The 17,421-nt window shown below is 32.8% G+C and carries 17 protein-coding genes; 6 read left to right on the forward strand and 11 right to left on the reverse strand.

Going from position 1 to position 17,421, the window contains the following annotated elements; all coding sequences use genetic code 11:
- Positions 1-139: 139 nt before the first annotated feature.
- The gene (locus CLU97_RS01160) at positions 140-1,369 is read left to right on the forward strand and encodes a phage integrase SAM-like domain-containing protein (protein WP_121486322.1); all 1,230 of its coding nucleotides are present in this window, start codon (positions 140-142) and stop codon (positions 1,367-1,369) included.
- Positions 1,370-1,762: 393 nt separating this feature from the next.
- On the opposite strand, the gene CLU97_RS01165 is transcribed toward CLU97_RS01160, so the two are convergent.
- Complete coding sequence (locus tag CLU97_RS01165) at positions 1,763-2,350, reverse strand: recombinase family protein (RefSeq protein ID WP_121486323.1); 588 nt, start codon at positions 2,348-2,350, stop codon at positions 1,763-1,765.
- A 59-nt stretch (positions 2,351-2,409) separates the two neighbouring features.
- The gene (locus CLU97_RS01170) at positions 2,410-2,952 is read right to left on the reverse strand and encodes an antirestriction protein ArdA (RefSeq protein WP_121486324.1); all 543 of its coding nucleotides are present in this window, start codon (positions 2,950-2,952) and stop codon (positions 2,410-2,412) included.
- Between the two features lie 365 nt (positions 2,953-3,317).
- Here CLU97_RS01170 and CLU97_RS01175 point away from each other — a divergent pair, with 365 nt between their 5' ends.
- From CLU97_RS01175 to CLU97_RS01200, 5 genes are all read left to right on the forward strand, one after another.
- Positions 3,318-3,884: a hypothetical protein gene (locus tag CLU97_RS01175; RefSeq protein ID WP_121486325.1), complete on the forward strand. Its 567-nt coding sequence runs from the start codon at positions 3,318-3,320 to the stop codon at positions 3,882-3,884.
- A gap of 311 nt (positions 3,885-4,195) precedes the next feature.
- Positions 4,196-4,759: a hypothetical protein gene (locus tag CLU97_RS01180; protein WP_121486326.1), complete on the forward strand. Its 564-nt coding sequence runs from the start codon at positions 4,196-4,198 to the stop codon at positions 4,757-4,759.
- A gap of 14 nt (positions 4,760-4,773) precedes the next feature.
- Positions 4,774-5,094 (forward strand): hypothetical protein, encoded by a 321-nt coding sequence (locus tag CLU97_RS01185; RefSeq protein WP_121486327.1) that lies wholly within the window; start codon positions 4,774-4,776, stop codon positions 5,092-5,094.
- A gap of 436 nt (positions 5,095-5,530) precedes the next feature.
- The gene (locus CLU97_RS01195; RefSeq protein ID WP_183084491.1) at positions 5,531-6,868 is read left to right on the forward strand and encodes a hypothetical protein; all 1,338 of its coding nucleotides are present in this window, start codon (positions 5,531-5,533) and stop codon (positions 6,866-6,868) included.
- A gap of 19 nt (positions 6,869-6,887) precedes the next feature.
- On the forward strand, positions 6,888-7,463 hold the full coding sequence (locus CLU97_RS01200; RefSeq protein WP_121486330.1) for a DUF6705 family protein: 576 nt from the start codon (positions 6,888-6,890) through the stop codon (positions 7,461-7,463).
- 132 nt (positions 7,464-7,595) lie between these two features.
- Here CLU97_RS01200 and CLU97_RS01205 read toward each other — a convergent pair whose 3' ends face one another.
- From CLU97_RS01205 to CLU97_RS01250, 9 genes are all read right to left on the reverse strand, one after another.
- Entirely contained in the window at positions 7,596-8,654 is a 1,059-nt protein-coding gene (locus tag CLU97_RS01205; RefSeq protein WP_121486331.1) for a hypothetical protein, read from the reverse strand.
- Positions 8,655-9,001: 347 nt separating this feature from the next.
- Positions 9,002-9,328: a helix-turn-helix domain-containing protein gene (locus CLU97_RS01210; protein ID WP_121486332.1), complete on the reverse strand. Its 327-nt coding sequence runs from the start codon at positions 9,326-9,328 to the stop codon at positions 9,002-9,004.
- A gap of 1,028 nt (positions 9,329-10,356) precedes the next feature.
- A complete protein-coding gene (locus CLU97_RS01220; RefSeq protein ID WP_121486334.1) occupies positions 10,357-10,866 on the reverse strand; it encodes a hypothetical protein in 510 nt (169 codons plus the stop codon).
- 6 nt (positions 10,867-10,872) lie between these two features.
- Positions 10,873-12,138 carry a hypothetical protein gene (locus tag CLU97_RS01225; RefSeq protein WP_121486335.1) on the reverse strand — a complete coding sequence of 422 codons (1,266 nt, stop codon included), beginning with the start codon at positions 12,136-12,138 and terminating at the stop codon, positions 10,873-10,875.
- Positions 12,139-12,141: 3 nt separating this feature from the next.
- The gene (locus CLU97_RS01230; protein WP_228437447.1) at positions 12,142-13,260 is read right to left on the reverse strand and encodes a hypothetical protein; all 1,119 of its coding nucleotides are present in this window, start codon (positions 13,258-13,260) and stop codon (positions 12,142-12,144) included.
- Positions 13,257-14,738 carry a hypothetical protein gene (locus CLU97_RS01235; RefSeq protein ID WP_147436406.1) on the reverse strand — a complete coding sequence of 494 codons (1,482 nt, stop codon included), beginning with the start codon at positions 14,736-14,738 and terminating at the stop codon, positions 13,257-13,259. The genes CLU97_RS01230 and CLU97_RS01235 overlap by 4 nt, the downstream gene beginning before the upstream one ends.
- A 138-nt stretch (positions 14,739-14,876) precedes the next feature.
- Positions 14,877-15,218, reverse strand: coding sequence for a hypothetical protein (locus tag CLU97_RS01240; protein ID WP_121486337.1), 342 nt, complete (start codon positions 15,216-15,218; stop codon positions 14,877-14,879).
- An 11-nt stretch (positions 15,219-15,229) separates the two neighbouring features.
- Positions 15,230-16,318 carry a hypothetical protein gene (locus CLU97_RS01245; RefSeq protein ID WP_121486338.1) on the reverse strand — a complete coding sequence of 363 codons (1,089 nt, stop codon included), beginning with the start codon at positions 16,316-16,318 and terminating at the stop codon, positions 15,230-15,232.
- Complete coding sequence (locus CLU97_RS01250; protein ID WP_147436408.1) at positions 16,315-17,136, reverse strand: hypothetical protein; 822 nt, start codon at positions 17,134-17,136, stop codon at positions 16,315-16,317. The genes CLU97_RS01245 and CLU97_RS01250 overlap by 4 nt, the downstream gene beginning before the upstream one ends.
- Between the last annotated feature and the right edge of the window lie 285 nt (positions 17,137-17,421).

Consider the following 17,421-nt stretch of genomic DNA (forward strand, 5'->3'; position numbering starts at 1 on the left):
TTTATCAGGGGTTTTTATTTTTAACAACATAAAGTAATGTAAAGTCACATAAAGCATTTTTTGTCCCTAAGATGTCCCCATTCTTTTTAAATTAATATTCTATCTCAAAATTATTTTTAACTTTAAATAAATATTTGATATGAATGTTAATTTCTATTTGAAAGAACCAAAATCTAAAGATGAAACATTAATCCACTTTAGTATAATAATTAATGGTTCAAGAGTAAAACGCTCAACAGGTGTAAAGGTCAAACCAAATCAATGGAGCGGAACTAAAGTAAAACCATTAGCACCCAATTCCGAAAACAAAAATCTGAAACTAGAAAACATTCAACATATTATTAATGAAATTGAGAGGGACTATTTAAGGGACAGGAAAGACTTAACAATAGATTTATTCAGAAATGAATTTGATAGAAAAATCAATCCTGAACACACAAATACAGATAATCGTTCTTTTTCAAACGTAATTGACGAGTTTATTAAATTAAAAACTCCTATTTCGTCCGAAAATACTATAAAGGCATATAACACTCTAAAAAAGACAATTTTAGAATTTGAAAAAGAAAAAAAATATAATGTCAATATGCAATCATTTAATTTGGTTTTTAATGACTACTTTCAAAATTATCTGATTGAAAAAGAGTTTTTGAACTCCACAATTAACAAATACTGTAAAAATCTGAAAGCTTTTCTAAATTGGACGTATAAAAGAGGTTATCATAACACTACTGATTACAAGCAATTTGATTTACCCAGCTATGAAACTGACAAAGTTGTATTAACGGCAGAAGTTATCGAAAAACTTAGAACACAAAATTTTAAGAATGAGTTAAAGAATTGCATACGAGACATTTTTATTCTAAGTTGTTATACAGGTCTCCGTTATATTGATATTTCATTAATCACTAAAAACGATTATGATGACAAATTTTTGAATTTACACATTAAGAAAACGAGGGAAAATTTAACGATCCCCTTACTTCCACAAGCAAAGGCAATTTTAGATGCTCAATTCGAGCATTTTGGTAAAATGAATGTTCCACCAAATCAAACATGTAACCGAATATTGAAAGATTTGTTTGAAGAGATAGAATTTACTCACACTGTAAAGTTTACAAAGCACTCAGGCGGTAATAACATTATTTTAGAGCAACCTGCAAATAAATTTATTACAGTTCATTATGGTAGATCATTTTTTATAACCAATTCTTTAACATTAGGAATGAATGAAGAACTCATTAGAAAAATTACAGGACATAAAGACTATAAATCCTTTAAGAAATATGTTAATTTTTCAAAAGAAATGGTAGCCGAAAATTTACATTCACATTGGAATGTCAAGAAAGATCCTGAAAAAGTGGAATAACAAAAACATTCATTTATATAAATATTTTTAAGAGCCTGATATTTGTCACCACAGAAATCAGTTTTTTTTATGAGTTGTTTATCAAACTTTTGATCGCTTTTTCAACACATACATCATTGAATAATCAATCATATATACTAGTTTAGATACTTTAAGAGCCTGACTATTGCAATTGCATGAATCAGGCTCTTTTATGGAAATTCAAAACTTTAAAAATTGCTGGATATTATTATTTTGAAAAATAAACAGGTAACTAAATTAAGTACCATATTAGCTATATAGAATAATAAAAGCACTACCATACTCCGATAGTAAAAACAGCTATCTTTACCTCCTTTCTTATCTGTCGATAGTGAAAATTACATCTTCGTTGAGTGGTCAACCCTCATCACTTCAGATATTATTTTTTACTTTCTGAACTGTTCCAATGCTGACCGAGCATATTTTTGCCGTATCTCGTATTGAGTTTCCTTTCTTTAGGCTTTTAATAACCTCTTTATACTTGAAAAGGAAATCTTCTATACTTTCTGTAGAACCTTTCTCACGTCCTTTATAAATACCCTTAGCCTTTGCAGGTGCTATTCCCTCCCGTTGACGCTCTAAAATGGTTTCCCGCTCCATTTCTGCAATGTTAGCCATAACAGAAATGATGAGCTTGAATGCCTGGTTCTCTTTTCCTTTAATCAAACTTTCTATTCCGAGGTTATCTACCTTAAGAATAACGCCCTTTTCTTTGAAAAATTCCAGAGTCGTAATGATGTCATACAGGTTTCTTCCGAGCCTGTCAATAGAACTTACAGAAACGTAACTAATCTCATTATTTTCAATCGCTTTTATAAGCTCTTTTCCCTGCGTTCTATCCTTAAAGGGAGTAGAACCGCTAACAACATCAATAAATATTCTTTCGCCCTCTGACTGTTTCTCTTCCTGTCTTGCGGTGTTCTGCCCTCCTGTGGAAACTCTAATATATCGTGCTTTCATGCTTTAAATTGTTGTAAAGCACCCTACATTTAAGCAAGGTGCAAAGATTGTTATTGTGATTAGTTTCTGAAATAATACCCGTTAGAACTCATATAATCGTACATCAAATGTCTGGCGGTTGCTTCCCAATCAATACAGATGTATGAGGGTAAGTTTTCAGGAATTGAGCCGTCCTGTTCTAAAGTACACTGCGCAAAATCCTCGTCCGAACTGTACTCACCATAATATGAATCCGAAAGGCTATCTAAAAGGTCTCCTACGTCCTCATGATAATAACTCATACACTCCGCATAGGCTTCTATAACCTCGAAATCATAATCTGAATTATTGATTTGTTCGGCTATTTCGTAAATGTTTACTGAAAGATGGCATTCGCTGATTAGCTTTTGTTTGATAAAGAACTGACTACATTCATAATCCTGAAACATATATTCGGGATCGTCTTCGTCTTGGTGTAGTTCCTGCATAGCTTCTAAAAGCTCATCATAACTTGAATAGTTTGATAATTGAAGCCATTCACCGTAAATGCTTCCTAAATTGTACTTGCCATAAGTACCGACATAGATTTGGAAGTCCTCCAAACAATTTTGTAACTTTGTCATTGTAGATAAGTTTTAATTACACGTTAAAATTTTACACATCCCCGCTCAATATTCTCAGTATTGACGGGGTTTTTTGTTGGTTTATAGTAGTCGAAAACTATGCCAAATGTTATAAAAATAGGGTGATATTCAATGAAATAGCAAAAATATTTTGAATCCGTAGAAAATCTCTCGAAACCTGTTCTAACTTTGGATTGTAGTCTAAAAATATTCAAAAAAAGTGTCAAGGTTTTTAGACTGTCCGTAAACTTTTGACCGACTTTCAACAGGTGGGGGTATTACCAAAAACTTGCCTTATGGTGGGGTACTTTTGTATAGATACCTCTTTATTGGAGATATATTAAGTATATTAGAAAAAAATTAAAATGACAAAAAATACATCAGACAACAAAGTTTTATTTAGATATTTAGGTGGATTAGATGAAAAGGAATTAAAATTCATTGAGGAACAATTTAGCAATATAGGTGTTGACTTTAAGCCAATCAGCCATAATGGACAAATTACAAATTCACTTACAGACTTTTCGCTTGAAGCCTTTTTTGTTTTGGCTTCACCCTTTTTAGGTCAAACATTACAACATATTGGAAAAAATGTTGTTTGGGAATCATTAAAAGCAATTTTCATTTATACAAAGAACAAACTTAAAAATAAGGAATACAGCCAGATAACAAAGGATGAAGTAATAAAAAAGCCTATTAAGTTTGGAATTAATGCTATTTTGGATAATAACACTACTTATAATTTTGAATTGAGTGGAGAATTAAGTGATGAACTTTTCGATAAATCACTTGATAAAATGTTAGAGTTTTTGAAAGAGCAAACACTAAATAAAAATTATGAGCATACATCATATGTAAGATTTTCTTCAAAGAATGAAGAATGGGAAGTCGAATCATTACAGGAATATATTTTGAAGAAGACTAAGAAATAATTTTAGTTCTGTAATGAGGTATCGGAATTTTTTATCATTTTTGCAATTCATGAAATTTAAAACGGTTTAATTATTGATATAGAAAAATTTATCTAAAAAGCTATCAGGCTATTTTAGAATAACATCAACGAAAATAAGTGTAAAGACTTATTGCTTTGTAGAAGAAAATTTGGCGATTTTAAAACACACTAAGCAAAAGTCAGACACCCACGATTGGCGTGGGCTGTTCTGCTTTTGTGTGTAGGTAAGCCAAATACCTCTTCTACTAAGCGTGCAGTTCCACGCTTTTGTCGTTTATAATACATTATAAAATGGGGTATCTACACAAAATCATTGAATTAGAAAAACAAAAGAACTTTCAAGAGATTGCTACAACTCTTTTCATGGAAGCCGAGATAAGCTATAACCAGACTGAATGGAGCGAGAAAAAGCCAAACATGAAATACTGGGAGTTTGTAAGCAAAACAAAACACCTTCTTAACAAGGACTTCCATAAAAACGTTATGTTTGGCGACCTAAAACCCAATCCGCATTTGATAAATGCTTACAAAATGATTGGTGGAAAAGGCGATATTGCATTTTGGAGAGAAGACAAATATCCCCTTGACGGAGCAATAGCCCGTCTCATGTTTACCCCGACAATTTACATTTACGCAAAAGAATGTTGCGAAGTATTTGAAGAAAAGATAGGGAATAAGCCATTATTTATGAGTGGTTTAAATCCTCAAGGTATTATCAACAAATACAATGCTGAAAAAAATACATTCAAATCCCCTACAACCTATACAAACAACAGCTCGCAAAGTGGATGTATGGGAGTTCTATTGCTAATAATGGGAATTATAAGCCTACTAATATTACAAATTAACTTTTAAAACAATTAAATATTATGAAAAAATTAATTTTTACTTTAATGTTCACGTTACCAGTTCTTTATTTTGCACAAGAAGAAAAGCCGAAAGAATCTCAAACCGCTAAAGAGTGTGAGTTGCCAAAGGATTTTAAAGAGCCACTTAAAAACAACCGTCTTAAAAAGTTTGTAGCTATTGACAACGGAGTTGATGAAAAAGAAGTAACCATAATCAGAGCGCAAAATGGTTTTGGAAGTGGAATTTATACAGTGTGCGTAAAACAGCAAACTATTCAGTATCAAAAAATGGGAACAGTTTTTATGCGTGAGGGGAAAAATCCTTTTAACAACGCAAAATGATACTAAAATTACAAGTGCAAACAAGTTGTTTTCCAGCAATCAAATTTAGACCATACAGTATTTGGGATGATGTATCGCTTATTATGGCACTGTTTGCGTTCCTTATTTTGTATGTAGGTAGCATTTATTACCTCATGCTAGGGGTGAAACTTACTATTAATTTGCTGAAAAAGCATTTTAAGAAAGAAAAGATAAATAATTAAAATTTATTTTAATACGTCAAGTTTTGTCGCCCCGCAGATGTAGATTTGTAAAAAAGAAAGGTATTAATTCAAAATATGGGGAAAACACTTACTCCTTGAACCAAGGATTTTTTTAAATTGCAAGCTGAAAATTCACTTCATTAATTTAAAACATAACAATATGAAAAACAATTATTAAAAATGAAAACACATTTAAGGAAAATTTATTTAATTTACAAAATCCAAAAACATCTATGAGAAAAAAAATTATCTTGAGACTATTTTTAATAATAGCATTCGCAACGTCAATGTACTCCTGTATTCATGATGATATATCTTCTGTAACCACAGAAAACCCAAATCAAGAATACACTTCTAAAAGCCTTTGGAAAGAAGATGAAAAGTATATCAAAAATGTAAAATCTGTTTTTGATGAATATGCAGATAAAAGTTACTTTACAACAAGCTTTGGGACTGTAAACTGGGATTACGCGCTCACAATGGGAACTTTCGATGAAAGTTTCTTAGAGGCTCCAGTTATTAAAGATGGCAAAGTAAGCTTTATTCTTGTAGCATATAGGGAAGGTGACAGAGTCTTTTTTAAAAGAAAAGAAGATAGAGGTTCAAACGAATTTTTCAATACTTTGGTTTTTAAAGAAAGAAATCAATTGGCTGGGAAAATTGTAGATACACCCTCTCAAAATAGTAAAGGAATTTTATGCTATACTGCTGAAATAACATGGACATGGACTAATAATGATGGAAGTGCAGGTGAAACCTTTGTTTATAACGAAACAAGATGTAAAAGTACAGGTCCTTATTTACCTTGTCAAAGTGTAGAAGTGAATGGCGATTGTGGAGGCTCTACTGGAGGAAGTGGCGGAAATCCTGGTGGAGGCGGAGGCGGAAGCGGAAGCGGTTATCCATATCCTCAGGAATCTCATAATCCTTGTGAAAGAACACAAAATATGCTTTTGAAAGCAGGAGTACAGCCGAAAATCGATGAACTAAAAGAACAAGCTCCTAAAGGAGGTGAACTAGGTGTGAAATTTAAACCTGACGGCACTCCTTCACCAACAATCAGTGGTGGAGCCCACAGTGTAAATTTCGGAGATAAAACAGGTTATGCAGGAGGTTATCACAACCATACTCCAACAGGAATACCAATGTTATCACCACCAGATATAGATCAGTTATTAGGTTTTGCAAGGGCACAGCCTACTTCTAATCCTTTAAATGTAAATAATGCATTTGTTGGAATGGTTGCTCCGAATGGCATGCATTATGTTATTTGGTTTAATGGAACTTATCAGGATGCTTTAACTAATTTTTCGCAAGACCAAATAGATGGTTATATTCTTGATTATATAAAGATTGAAAGTGATTTAACAGATAAAGCAAAAAATGGAATGACTTACATGGACAGTAATGGCTCAATCAATAATTTAGGTGTTGAAAAACTTTTTTTAGAAACATTAAAAAACATGGGACTAGAAGGAAAGGTTAATTTACAAAGAATCGAAAATGATGGTACAGTTAAAATCATAGGATTAAGCAGCAGTAACCAACCAATTTCAACAACTTGTTCATAATAAATTTAAATAATAGAATATGAAAACAATAAATATCAACACAACAATACTTTTTTGTCTTTTAATAAGCTTTTTATCTTGTAAAGCACAAACAACACTCCCTTTAAACACTTCTTTAAATGAAATTCCTGCTAATTCTTATTTAAAAGATTTAAATAATGAACTAAATTCATATACTGGAGCATTTCAAGCTAATTTTCAAGGGAAAAATATAATCCTATATATCACAAAAATTGAAAATAAAGTACAAAAAAGCTCACAAAAAACCTATTATTCAGATATTTTAGACATAAAGTATATTATTAAAAATTCTTCTGGTATTGTTTTGCAAGATACCAAGAATAATAATATTCCCTCAATAAACCTTTACAGTATAGGAACAAAACCTTATGATAATTCTGCTATATTCTTTTATAGTGGTACAAATTGTCGTGTCGGTTGGGGGAAAATAATTCTAAAAAAGATAAATTCTACACAACTTTCATGGGAATATCGACCTAACGATATAATTCTTGATAATAGTAAATGCCCACAAGGAACAGATATTAACATTTATCTTCCAGAAACAAAAGACTTGATTTTTACTAAACAATAATTACGCTTAATATTTTTAACTAAAAAATGATTGGTTCTACTTTAGACAGGTAAAGCCAATCATTTTAATTTTATGATAATACAAACGATTGGTTTTTCACTATATACATTCTTGAATAATCAATCATTTATACTATTCTATATCTTGTATATCATCATCCACCACCCCATAAAATAGCTGTTCATATTTCCTATCTAAAAGGTCTTTAAAATAGGCTTTTGTTCGCAACATATCATTATCAGCCAATAACTTTTGAAATGCTTGTTTAACCCTGTTAATATTAGGCTTACCTTTCAAATCACGCCAAAATGAGGGCTCTAAATAATTTCCAATCGCTTGTTTTACATTTTCTGCAAGACCTTCTTTTTGGTTTCTGTTATCTGTCAAAATAAAATTATCCATTTTCTCACAAAAATATGCGTACAATTTCTCTATACTCCTATCAGCAAGTAAATCATCAAACTGGGTTATTCCCAATTCTCTTAAATGATTAGACTTTAAAACAATCTCTACCCTCATAATATTAGTATGTAACTGTTTTTGTTTCTTTTTACTGTATACCTTAAATCCAAATTTACTATGTAAGAATTTTACAAAGCCTGTATTAGCATCATTATAGTTACTTGTTGGAGCTTTATAATCATACAACAGAAAATTATAGTTGATATAATGATCTGGATCATGTTCCACTTTTAAATTGAAACCGAACTCTAGCTCTGTTATGGTCGCATCATTTAAATCCAGTCCCTCAAAAAATTCCTTTAAGGTTTCCAATGCCTGTAAGATCTGCGTATGGTAAAAATCATTATAATTATTATCCTCCAAATGACTGTAATCATCATCACCCCTACTGCTTAAATCATTATGCATTAAATGATTAAAATACTTATGTATAGAACCCTCTAAAACGGCTATTTTTTCGCTTATTCTTAATTTTAGATTCTCTATATCAGCTATTATAGGATAAGTAGTAAATGAGGCTTTATTTTCCGTTGTTTTCTTTTTCTGCAAAGCTGGAATTTTATTCTTAAATACATCTAACCATTTTTCTACTAAAGTTTTTTCTTTAGATTCTGTAACATTTGTAGTGATGTGTTTTCTCTGTATTTTAGGAAATTTATCTCCATTAGCATTTAACCACTTTTCTACAACGGTTTTATCTTTGAATTGTAGTTTTATATTATCTAACATTTTAAGCAGTTTTAAGGTTATATAAAAAATTCACATCACTATTTTTAATGAAAACAGGAGCATTAGCTCCCGTTTCTTTTAATTCGTTTAAATATATATGCCTGAACATAATTGTTTAATTTTTAGGCAATAGAAACCCTATACAAAGGGATTTTCCATTGCAGATTATAGACTAACTTTAAAATTTTCGTTTTAAAGTCTGAAAGTGCCTAGAATGTTCAGACTTTTATTGATTGTAACTCTAAAACCTCATATTATATCAGGCTTAGAATAATTTGTTAAGATTTTATTCATAATATTTCATTTGATTTTGGTGTATTAATTAAAATTTGTTTGTTCAAAACATGTTAAGCGTTACAAAACTTCCCTGAATTACTAATAAAATTCAACACATCACTTTTTTTGTAAAGATAATTTCTCCCTGATTTACCAAAAGGTTTTAGAATACCCTTTTTACGCCAATCAATAATAGTAGGTCTTGACTTTCTCGTAATCTTACATACTTCATTCGTTAATAAATATTCTTCTTCCGCATTTGAAGATACTTTTTCAATACTTTCTATTTTAGAAAGAATTACATTCATTTTCTCGTCAGAAGTATTCACTGAAGAGAAAGCTGCTAAGAACTGTGTAAGCGCAGTAATAACATTTGAATTTTCAATGTTTTTGTTCATTTTTATATTATTTTATTTATTAATTATCATTACATAATAAATTTTTGGGTATAAAAAAAGACCCTCTCATTCAAAAGGTCTTTAATCTATCTTAAATTTTATATCTATTATTCTTTTTCTACTATAATTTAATTCAATTTTTACTTTAAGAACATAATTCTCTGTTAGACAATAAAACCATCAATTATCGTCTTTAAAGCAAAAAACCTATCAATGCTAATGTAACATTCATAGGTTTTTTACATTATTTTGATTTTTATTCATCAAAATAATTAATGAAAGTCAAGTTATATTATCCATTTGATAAAGAATAATTTTTAACCTTCTAATTGTCATATTATCAAAAACCATGCCAAAATTATATTATTTATGAACGCCTAGATTTTATTTTACACTTTCTTTGAAAAACATTACATTATATGAATACAACACATTTAAGTTAACTCTGCTTGTAATAATAGAAAAATTCCTTATTTTTGCAAACACATATTTCTTTAGAGAATTAAGATCAAACTAAGGCATAAGTCCCCAAAATGTCCCCAATTCATAAAAGAAAAATGTAAATTATTGAATATTAATTAAATAGGTCGTTGGGTGATATTCCCCTATAGGCTACTAAACTACACCCCTCAATCCCTGATCAATACAAGGTTCAGGGATTTTTTCACCCCAAAAGTCAACGGAATCTCCACGAAATTTTAAAAGAACTCTCATACACGCTTTGTACAAGGCGAATTTCGAAAATCTTTTTGATTTCTAAAATTTTCCTTTCCTTTTGTTACCTTTTTGTTTTTGAAATTGGTTTGGAAATATTTTCTAGCTCTCAGCCTTGAAATCCTCTGAAATTTCTTCTTTTTCAGAAAAGGAACAATCTCCATTGAAAAACAAAAAACAGGCTAAAATAAGCCTGTTTCTGTTTGTTTTTTTGAAGATTTTCTTTTTCAAACTACGGTGTTCAAAACTTTCCAACCTCCCGTTGGTGATAGTCCACCAACAAAACAGATTGAATATTGTTGTTTTTGCCTTCACTATTCAAAGTCTGGATAAACAAAATTAAATTTCCCTGTCTTTATCCTTTCAACAATAGCAAATGGTGGCATGACAATGCCGATTTCTGCTTTTCGATTTTCTCCTTCAAGTCTCCCAACAATTGTAAAATCGATATCATTGATATTCCAAACAAACCAATTTTCAGAAATTTCCAATGGTTTTTCACCAACCTTAACACCATAATCATTCGTATCCCTAAATAAAATAGCTTTTATATTAGGATAAACAATACTTTTTCCTTCTTGAATAAAAAGTTTTTGCTTCACTCCAATATTTATCATAGTATGTGCATGAAAATCAATCTCACTTGAAAGTAGCTCACTCCAATCTGGTTGTACATTACTCAAATATTCTTTTTTGAAGGAACGTATGACATCACTATTTAATTGCGTCAAATCATTTGCTATATATTGAAAATATTTCTTGTTTCCATTGTCTAATGTCACTGAGAATATATCTCCAATCTCTGTTTTTATTCTTTTTGCCATTTTATTTTAAGGTGTTGCAACACCAAAACTACTCCAATATTTTGGTGCTATTGAATTTATTTTATTTATTAATTGTCCTCCATTTTTTTGTAGACCATATTGATTAATTAAGTTTTGTTCTGCGACACGTGCTTGTTGCAATGTCATGCCAGAAGCTCCTTTTATTTGTCTAAAGAAAAGATTACCTTTTTCACCTCCTTCTGCAGCATGCTGTGCAAATCGAGTAGCAAAAGGTTGACTTGTCCTGCCAACATATTTTACTTCTCCTGCCGCATTTACTCCTTCATAGAGTCCATGCAACTTCTCTGTTGCCTCCGTTGCAAGTGTTGCCCTCCTGATTATGGCATTCAAAGCACCTCCTGTAACAGCACCCACAACAGCATCTTGTACCAACGGATTTTCAGCAACAAGTGATTGAAGTTGAGTTTTTCCTCTTGAATCAGGAATTGAACTTATTGTTGAAGCATTGGAGTCTCCAAACATTGCAATGCTTAATCCTGGTGCTGAATCACCTGCATGAATCAATGGGTCTAAGTTTGGAACTACTCCCAATCCTCCCAATAAAGAATTGTTAGTATAATCATTTGGACCGCCCGGACCTAATGCTGTTGTAGATCCATCTGCTGCTGTATATGTTCCGGATTTTCCTAAATAAGTTTCATTTGCTCCTGCTGTTGATTGACTTGTGGCATTGGGATTCCAATAAACACTGTTTGTTTCCCTGTTATGCACCCAATCAAACGCTGCTCTTCCGTCAGGGTCAATATTGCTTATTGGATTGTTGTACACAATATGATAGGGAGACCAACTCGGAAATTCTTCACTCAATGGGTCAGGACTTATCCAACGTCCTGCTGTATCCAAATACGGCTGTGCATCAGGGTCACTCAAATCAATCTCCCTAAATTCTGTGATAGCTCTTGTTTTCCTGTTGAATCGCACAGAGCCAATCTTCACAATACTATCCATGTCGTGAAATTCAAGGTACTTTCCCTTGCTAAGCGTTGCTATCTTTGGATAGTACCCATATTTAGCAAAAGGATTTCCAATGGCAATATTTTTTCTACGCCTTTCTGCTTCCTTTGGCGTCAAGGAATCCCTTGTTTTCAAAACTTCGTCCATGTAAGGACGGCTACGCTCTTCTTTGGTCAGCTTGACAGGATTTACCCATTTCTTCTCTGTTTTCTGTCTTGTTGTAGAGGTCTGTTTCTTCGTCTGCGCTTGTAAAAATCCTGCCAATATGGCAAAGATAATCAATAAACATTTTCTCATTTGTTATTTTGTAAAGTTATCTAATAATTTTTTGTCTTCAAATTTTTCTCTTTCGGTCTTCAATGAAACCAGCCAATCCAAATACATTTCCTCAGGCATTTGACGATAACCAATATCATATATATGCCCGTATTCCTTGTTCATCAGCTCAAAAAGTTCTTTGGCTTTGGGGTCTTTTTCCTGAATGATTTGCAGGTTTTGAGGATTGTTGGATTTCAGATTATAAAAATCCATCAGCTTTGTAAACTGCTCTTTGTGGGTTTCAGCCTTCAAGATAAGTGCTTTGGCAAAATTAGGATAAACACCTAATGCCCTGTTGAGTGTCTTCAAAACAAATTCTCCATCATTGCCTGGAAAACTTCGGTTGTAAGCCTGTGCCAAATCAAACAGGCATAATGCAAGACTTTCTTTATTGCTCAGGGCTTTCATAAACACACCATTTTTGATGGCATCCAAATGAATGTAACCCGAAGCTGTCAGCCAAGCATCAATCGGAAAAATTCCACTCGTAAGCTCCGTATTGTACCAACCTCCTGCTTTGATGTTGTGCTTGATGTACACATGGTTCGGTGCTAACGCCAAATTAGCATCTGCTCCGATTTCTTCTGTCAGAATCTTGTACAGATACGGCATTGAATTACAGTTCCCCTTTTTGGTTGCCAATAGTTTTGACACAAAAAGATTGGTGATATCATTATGACCGAACACATCTGTGAAATCATAAGTGAAAGGTTTGTACTGTATCACGGTATCTTTGTATTTGACAGGCAGGGTCTGACACATAATCGAATACACCGTTGCATACTTGCTCACTTTGTCTTTGTCAGATTCTTTGTAAGTCAAATCTCTGCTTTGAAGAACGGAAGTGGCAAAATGCTTTAAAAAGTTGATTTCTTCGTTCAATTTATCGAAGTCTAATTTCCCTTGATAATATGCATTTTCAACACTGAAAACGGCTTCTTTGAAGCTGTACGGCTGTTTGTCATTGAGCATATTGTCAATGGTCTGATACGAGTCATTGTAAAACTGATTGTTTTGTGCCTTGACAGTTCCTGAGACAAGCCATGCAATGAGTAAGGCTGAAAGGAACAAAGTTCTGTTTAGTAAAAATCTTTTCATCATAATTTATTAGGGTCAATCGGGAAATATTTAGGCTTTTCATCTTTTTTCTTCTGTTCCTGTGCCTTCTTCACAGCTTCCTGCTGTTGTTTTTCTTTTTGTTTTTGAAGTTGGTACAAACGCATTTTTTCTGCTAACGCATCACTCTCCTGCTTGTTCTTTTCGGTTTTAAGTCCTTTGAGCCATGATTCATAAGCATCTGAAGGCATTTCAGCATAACCCAGTTCATCAATCCTTTTGTTTTGTTCTTGGAGCTGTTGAAGCAGCTCATTGGCTTTGGGAAAATATCCTGCTCTTTCAATGTCTCTTTTATCTTGAGGATTGATGCCCAATCTTTTTAATCCTGACAAAAGTCTTACCTGCTCAACATTTGCTTTCTCTGTATTGGGAGCAATTCCGTTGGGGTACAGTTCCAGTGCCTTGTCTATGACCTTGTTTACAAACTCATCATAACCGAACTTGCGAACGTATCCTCTTGCCAAATCAAAATACGCCATTCCAAGGAGTTCCTTTTTAGTCAGGTTCTCCATATATATTTTGCTTTGTAAGGCTTCGGATTTGATATAGCCTGATTCAAGTAGTGAGGTATCTGTTGAAAACATTCCGTTGGTAAGTTCAATGTTCCTGTATTGTCCTTCATCATCCATAAAACGAACATAGGAGTGGTTCGGTGCTAATGACAGGTAAGCTTCCGTTCCCATTGCTTCTGCAAGCATCAGGTAGTATTGGGGCATTGAATGACATTGTCCTGAACCTGTTTTTAACAATTTGGAAACAAACATCTTGCTCCAATCCTTTTCACCCATGTAATCATTAAAATCATACTCAAAAGCTTTGTGAATTGTTCCTCCCAGATTCATGTCCTTAGAAAAATATTCAAACAGCATCAGGTTTTTGGAAACATGGCTCTCGGTGTCCTGTTTTCTTTCACGCATTTTTTGTAACAATTGCTTGGCTGTTTTTTGGATTCCTGATTTTAGCTTGGATATATCCTGCTTGTTGTCATAAAAAGCATTTTCTACAGTGAAATTAACATCTGTCAGGGAATAGTTGTTGGAATCCATTGCTGTGAGCTTGTTGTAGGCATCATTATATGCCTGTGTTCCTGATTTTCCTGAGAGTGAGGGCAAATCAAAAGACATTTTTCTGCCATTATCTACCCAACTACGGAATTGCATTTCCTGAACTTCTGCCATGTCCCGATCTATTTCACGCAAAAAAGCATCATTTTGTGTTCTTCTTTGTGCTTCATAGGTATTGTGTTGTCCGACTGAGTTCGAGGTTTTTTGATATGTACTCGGCATTGAGGGGGCATAATTTCTTTGGGAGTTCCTACCGTTCATGGGACTGCCGTACACAGAACTGGAATAGTTGCCCAAGCTATTTGCCTGTGGTCTGGAAACAGTTGGTAATTGAGGAATTTGCGTAAATCCAAATTGAGAAATACACAAGGAGAATGCGGTAAAATAAATTTTTCGCATGGCATTTGTTGTTTTTAATGGTTGCAATTTAGAAAAAATCATTGATTCACCGTATAGGGGCTTTTCCCATATTTTGAACCTAAATCATATCTTTGACAAATCTACAGCTGTAAAGCGTCAAAACTAGAGTGTTTTATTTTATTTTTGATCCAGCCCCACTACCTTGAACTTGAAGCCTATTAATCTGTTTGATTTGTCATAAATAAACACATTGTTTTGGTATGATATATTCATTCCTTTGTTGAATTTGAAATCATCTGAAAATAAATCATCAATTAACAATACGTTGCAGTCAAAATAAACACTGTCTAATTCCTGACCATTGTCAGAAAAGGGAGAAATTTTGCTGATTGCAAGGTTCTGAACCTCTACCTTGTTTTCAAATATACTCTTTAAATCATAGTCTACCTGTTCTATGGTTGTTCTTTTGGAGCAGGAGAGCAATAACATTGAAGCCAAAAATAAGTATGTTATTTTCATGTCAAAACGTATTAATATTGTTTTTCAAATTCCATCAATTCATTAGGGTAATTGTTGTCTTCTCCAAACAACTGAACCTCCCCATCCACTCTATATCCGACATACAGCAAGTTTTTATTCAAATCAACAACAATGATAAAATTTGTCATATCACAATTATGTTGTTCACAGCCTGAGGCATTAAACAGGTTATTTTCAACAATTATTCCTCCTTCAACTGACCAAGTTTCTTTCATAAAATGGTATCTTTCATTTCCCAACAAATTGACAAGCCTGTTCTTCAAAACAGAATTTTCCAACAATTTGACCTCATACGAATATTTCCCATCGAACTTTTTCAAAAATGCAAGAGACTTTTTCCGCTCATCAGAAAATTTATTTTGGCTTGTTGCCCCAAAAAAACTATTTGATTTGGCGTCAGGATCAAATCCTCTTTTGGAAACATTTTGTGTCATTACCAAATTATCTTTTGAACCAAACATTTTGATTTTTACCAATCCCTTGTGTTTTTGGTAGTATTCAATATCTTTCTCAAAACGTTCTGTTGAGCCATTATTGGGAAATAACTCCCTCACAACAACCAATTCTTTTTCTTTTCCTTCTTTCAAAAGCCAAAATGATGAACAGTTAAAGATTCCGTCATCTTTTGAATAACTCCATCGAAGAGTATCACTATCAGCAGGAAACTGAAAATACATTAGACTTTCATACTCTTTTGTTTGAGATGATTTGGTAGGGCTTCTTTTTGACTTCAACAAATAAACACACTTGTCTTTTTCACTTGTCCGAAACAAACATTGTTCTCCTGAAACAAACATATTATTCATAAAAACAGCTTCTATTGTCCCAAAATTTGAACTATCTGATTTGATATAGTATGCTTTTCGCTTCATTTCAAAATCAACTCCGCCTTTATCATAAAATTTGTAGTCAAACAAAAGAAAGTTATCTTTCTGAGGTAGAATCCAATCTTCAATTCTTTCAGAGTACACTTTTTCAGAGTACAATTTTTCAACATTTTGTTTTGATTGTATTTTGTTGCATGACAAAACAAGCAACAAGAACAAGCAATGAAGTATTTGATATGCTCTTTTCATCATTTAAATATTGTGCTTCGGTGTTTACTATCAAAATATTTTTGTCTGTTTATCGCTTCTGCTCGTGGAAACCAAAGCATATTGACAATTTTATGTTTCCCGATTCTGAAATCATATACCTTGACTTTTTTGATTTCCCTTTTTGGCAAATGTTTAAACATTCTTTCGTAGTCATCCCATGAACGTCCATATTGTTCCAAGTATTCAGCATTCAACATCTCCATATCTGTAAGGTTATCTTTCTTTGTTTCTGAAATATTTGATTGTTTTTTTGATTGAACGGTCTTGTTTTTTTTCTCAGAATCAGACAACGGAAAATCCTGAATATTCGTCTGAGAATCAAATCCTGATTCTTCAACAGCGTAGGACTTTGTGAATTTGCCTGTTTTTATGTTGATATTTACACGTTTTATGAGTCCCTTGTCCTTAGAATAGTATTCAACTGTTTTTTCAGGAAATTGTTGTCTTCCTGCGATCTGCCTTTCAATAACAAGAAGTTTTTCTTTTCCTGTTTTCCAATAGCATTGACCATAGTAAATAGTTCCACTATCATCTGCATAGCTCCATTTTGTGTTTCCAATTGGGGTAGGGAGCTTGAAATAAATGTTATTTCTCCCAAAATCATGTTCCTCTCCACCCATGTCCCCAAAAGCTCCGTCTTTTGTCCTAATCAATGAAATTTCATCATTCCCGATCTCAAAGAGCTTAGCACTGGGGTCTGAGTTCATGAATCCAATGTTAAGGGATGTGCCGACAAGCTTGTCTGAAATTTTGAAGTAGTTGATCCTGAAAAAGTCTTTTGAATTTGTTTTAGATTTCAAGGAAATAAAATTGTTTTTGGCTGGAAAAATCCATTGTTCCAGTTTTTCTGTTTCTTGTCCTTTCATTCCTTGACAAAAGACTGTCAAACTCAATAAAAGGAAGAAAAAACCATAATTGTTTTTCATATTGTTACTGTTTTAATCTTCAATGATGTGATGAAGTCTATCGTAAAACAGCTTTTCTGGAAAAAAGAAAAGCAAGCGGTTATCACTTGCTTTTAGTCTTGAAGGCTCTGCAAAGCCTATGTTACATAAAAACAGGATAAGCCACTTGCCCTATGGGGA

The sequence above is a fragment of the Chryseobacterium sp. 7 genome, from assembly GCF_003663845.1.
Lineage (GTDB): Bacteria > Bacteroidota > Bacteroidia > Flavobacteriales > Weeksellaceae > Chryseobacterium.

What these genes read in the sequence shown, in the direction of transcription:
- CLU97_RS01160 (WP_121486322.1), top strand. Translation starts at nt 140, where the DNA reads ATGAATGTTAATTTCTATTTGAAAGAACCAAAATCTAAAGATGAAACA.
- CLU97_RS01165 (WP_121486323.1), bottom strand. Translation starts at nt 2,350, where the DNA reads ATGAAAGCACGATATATTAGAGTTTCCACAGGAGGGCAGAACACCGCA.
- CLU97_RS01170 (WP_121486324.1), bottom strand. Translation starts at nt 2,952, where the DNA reads ATGACAAAGTTACAAAATTGTTTGGAGGACTTCCAAATCTATGTCGGT.
- CLU97_RS01175 (WP_121486325.1), top strand. Translation starts at nt 3,318, where the DNA reads ATGACAAAAAATACATCAGACAACAAAGTTTTATTTAGATATTTAGGT.
- CLU97_RS01180 (WP_121486326.1), top strand. Translation starts at nt 4,196, where the DNA reads ATGGGGTATCTACACAAAATCATTGAATTAGAAAAACAAAAGAACTTT.
- CLU97_RS01185 (WP_121486327.1), top strand. Translation starts at nt 4,774, where the DNA reads ATGAAAAAATTAATTTTTACTTTAATGTTCACGTTACCAGTTCTTTAT.
- CLU97_RS01195 (WP_183084491.1), top strand. Translation starts at nt 5,531, where the DNA reads ATGAGAAAAAAAATTATCTTGAGACTATTTTTAATAATAGCATTCGCA.
- CLU97_RS01200 (WP_121486330.1), top strand. Translation starts at nt 6,888, where the DNA reads ATGAAAACAATAAATATCAACACAACAATACTTTTTTGTCTTTTAATA.
- CLU97_RS01205 (WP_121486331.1), bottom strand. Translation starts at nt 8,654, where the DNA reads ATGTTAGATAATATAAAACTACAATTCAAAGATAAAACCGTTGTAGAA.
- CLU97_RS01210 (WP_121486332.1), bottom strand. Translation starts at nt 9,328, where the DNA reads ATGAACAAAAACATTGAAAATTCAAATGTTATTACTGCGCTTACACAG.
- CLU97_RS01220 (WP_121486334.1), bottom strand. Translation starts at nt 10,866, where the DNA reads ATGGCAAAAAGAATAAAAACAGAGATTGGAGATATATTCTCAGTGACA.
- CLU97_RS01225 (WP_121486335.1), bottom strand. Translation starts at nt 12,138, where the DNA reads ATGAGAAAATGTTTATTGATTATCTTTGCCATATTGGCAGGATTTTTA.
- CLU97_RS01230 (WP_228437447.1), bottom strand. Translation starts at nt 13,260, where the DNA reads ATGATGAAAAGATTTTTACTAAACAGAACTTTGTTCCTTTCAGCCTTA.
- CLU97_RS01235 (WP_147436406.1), bottom strand. Translation starts at nt 14,738, where the DNA reads ATGCGAAAAATTTATTTTACCGCATTCTCCTTGTGTATTTCTCAATTT.
- CLU97_RS01240 (WP_121486337.1), bottom strand. Translation starts at nt 15,218, where the DNA reads ATGAAAATAACATACTTATTTTTGGCTTCAATGTTATTGCTCTCCTGC.
- CLU97_RS01245 (WP_121486338.1), bottom strand. Translation starts at nt 16,318, where the DNA reads ATGATGAAAAGAGCATATCAAATACTTCATTGCTTGTTCTTGTTGCTT.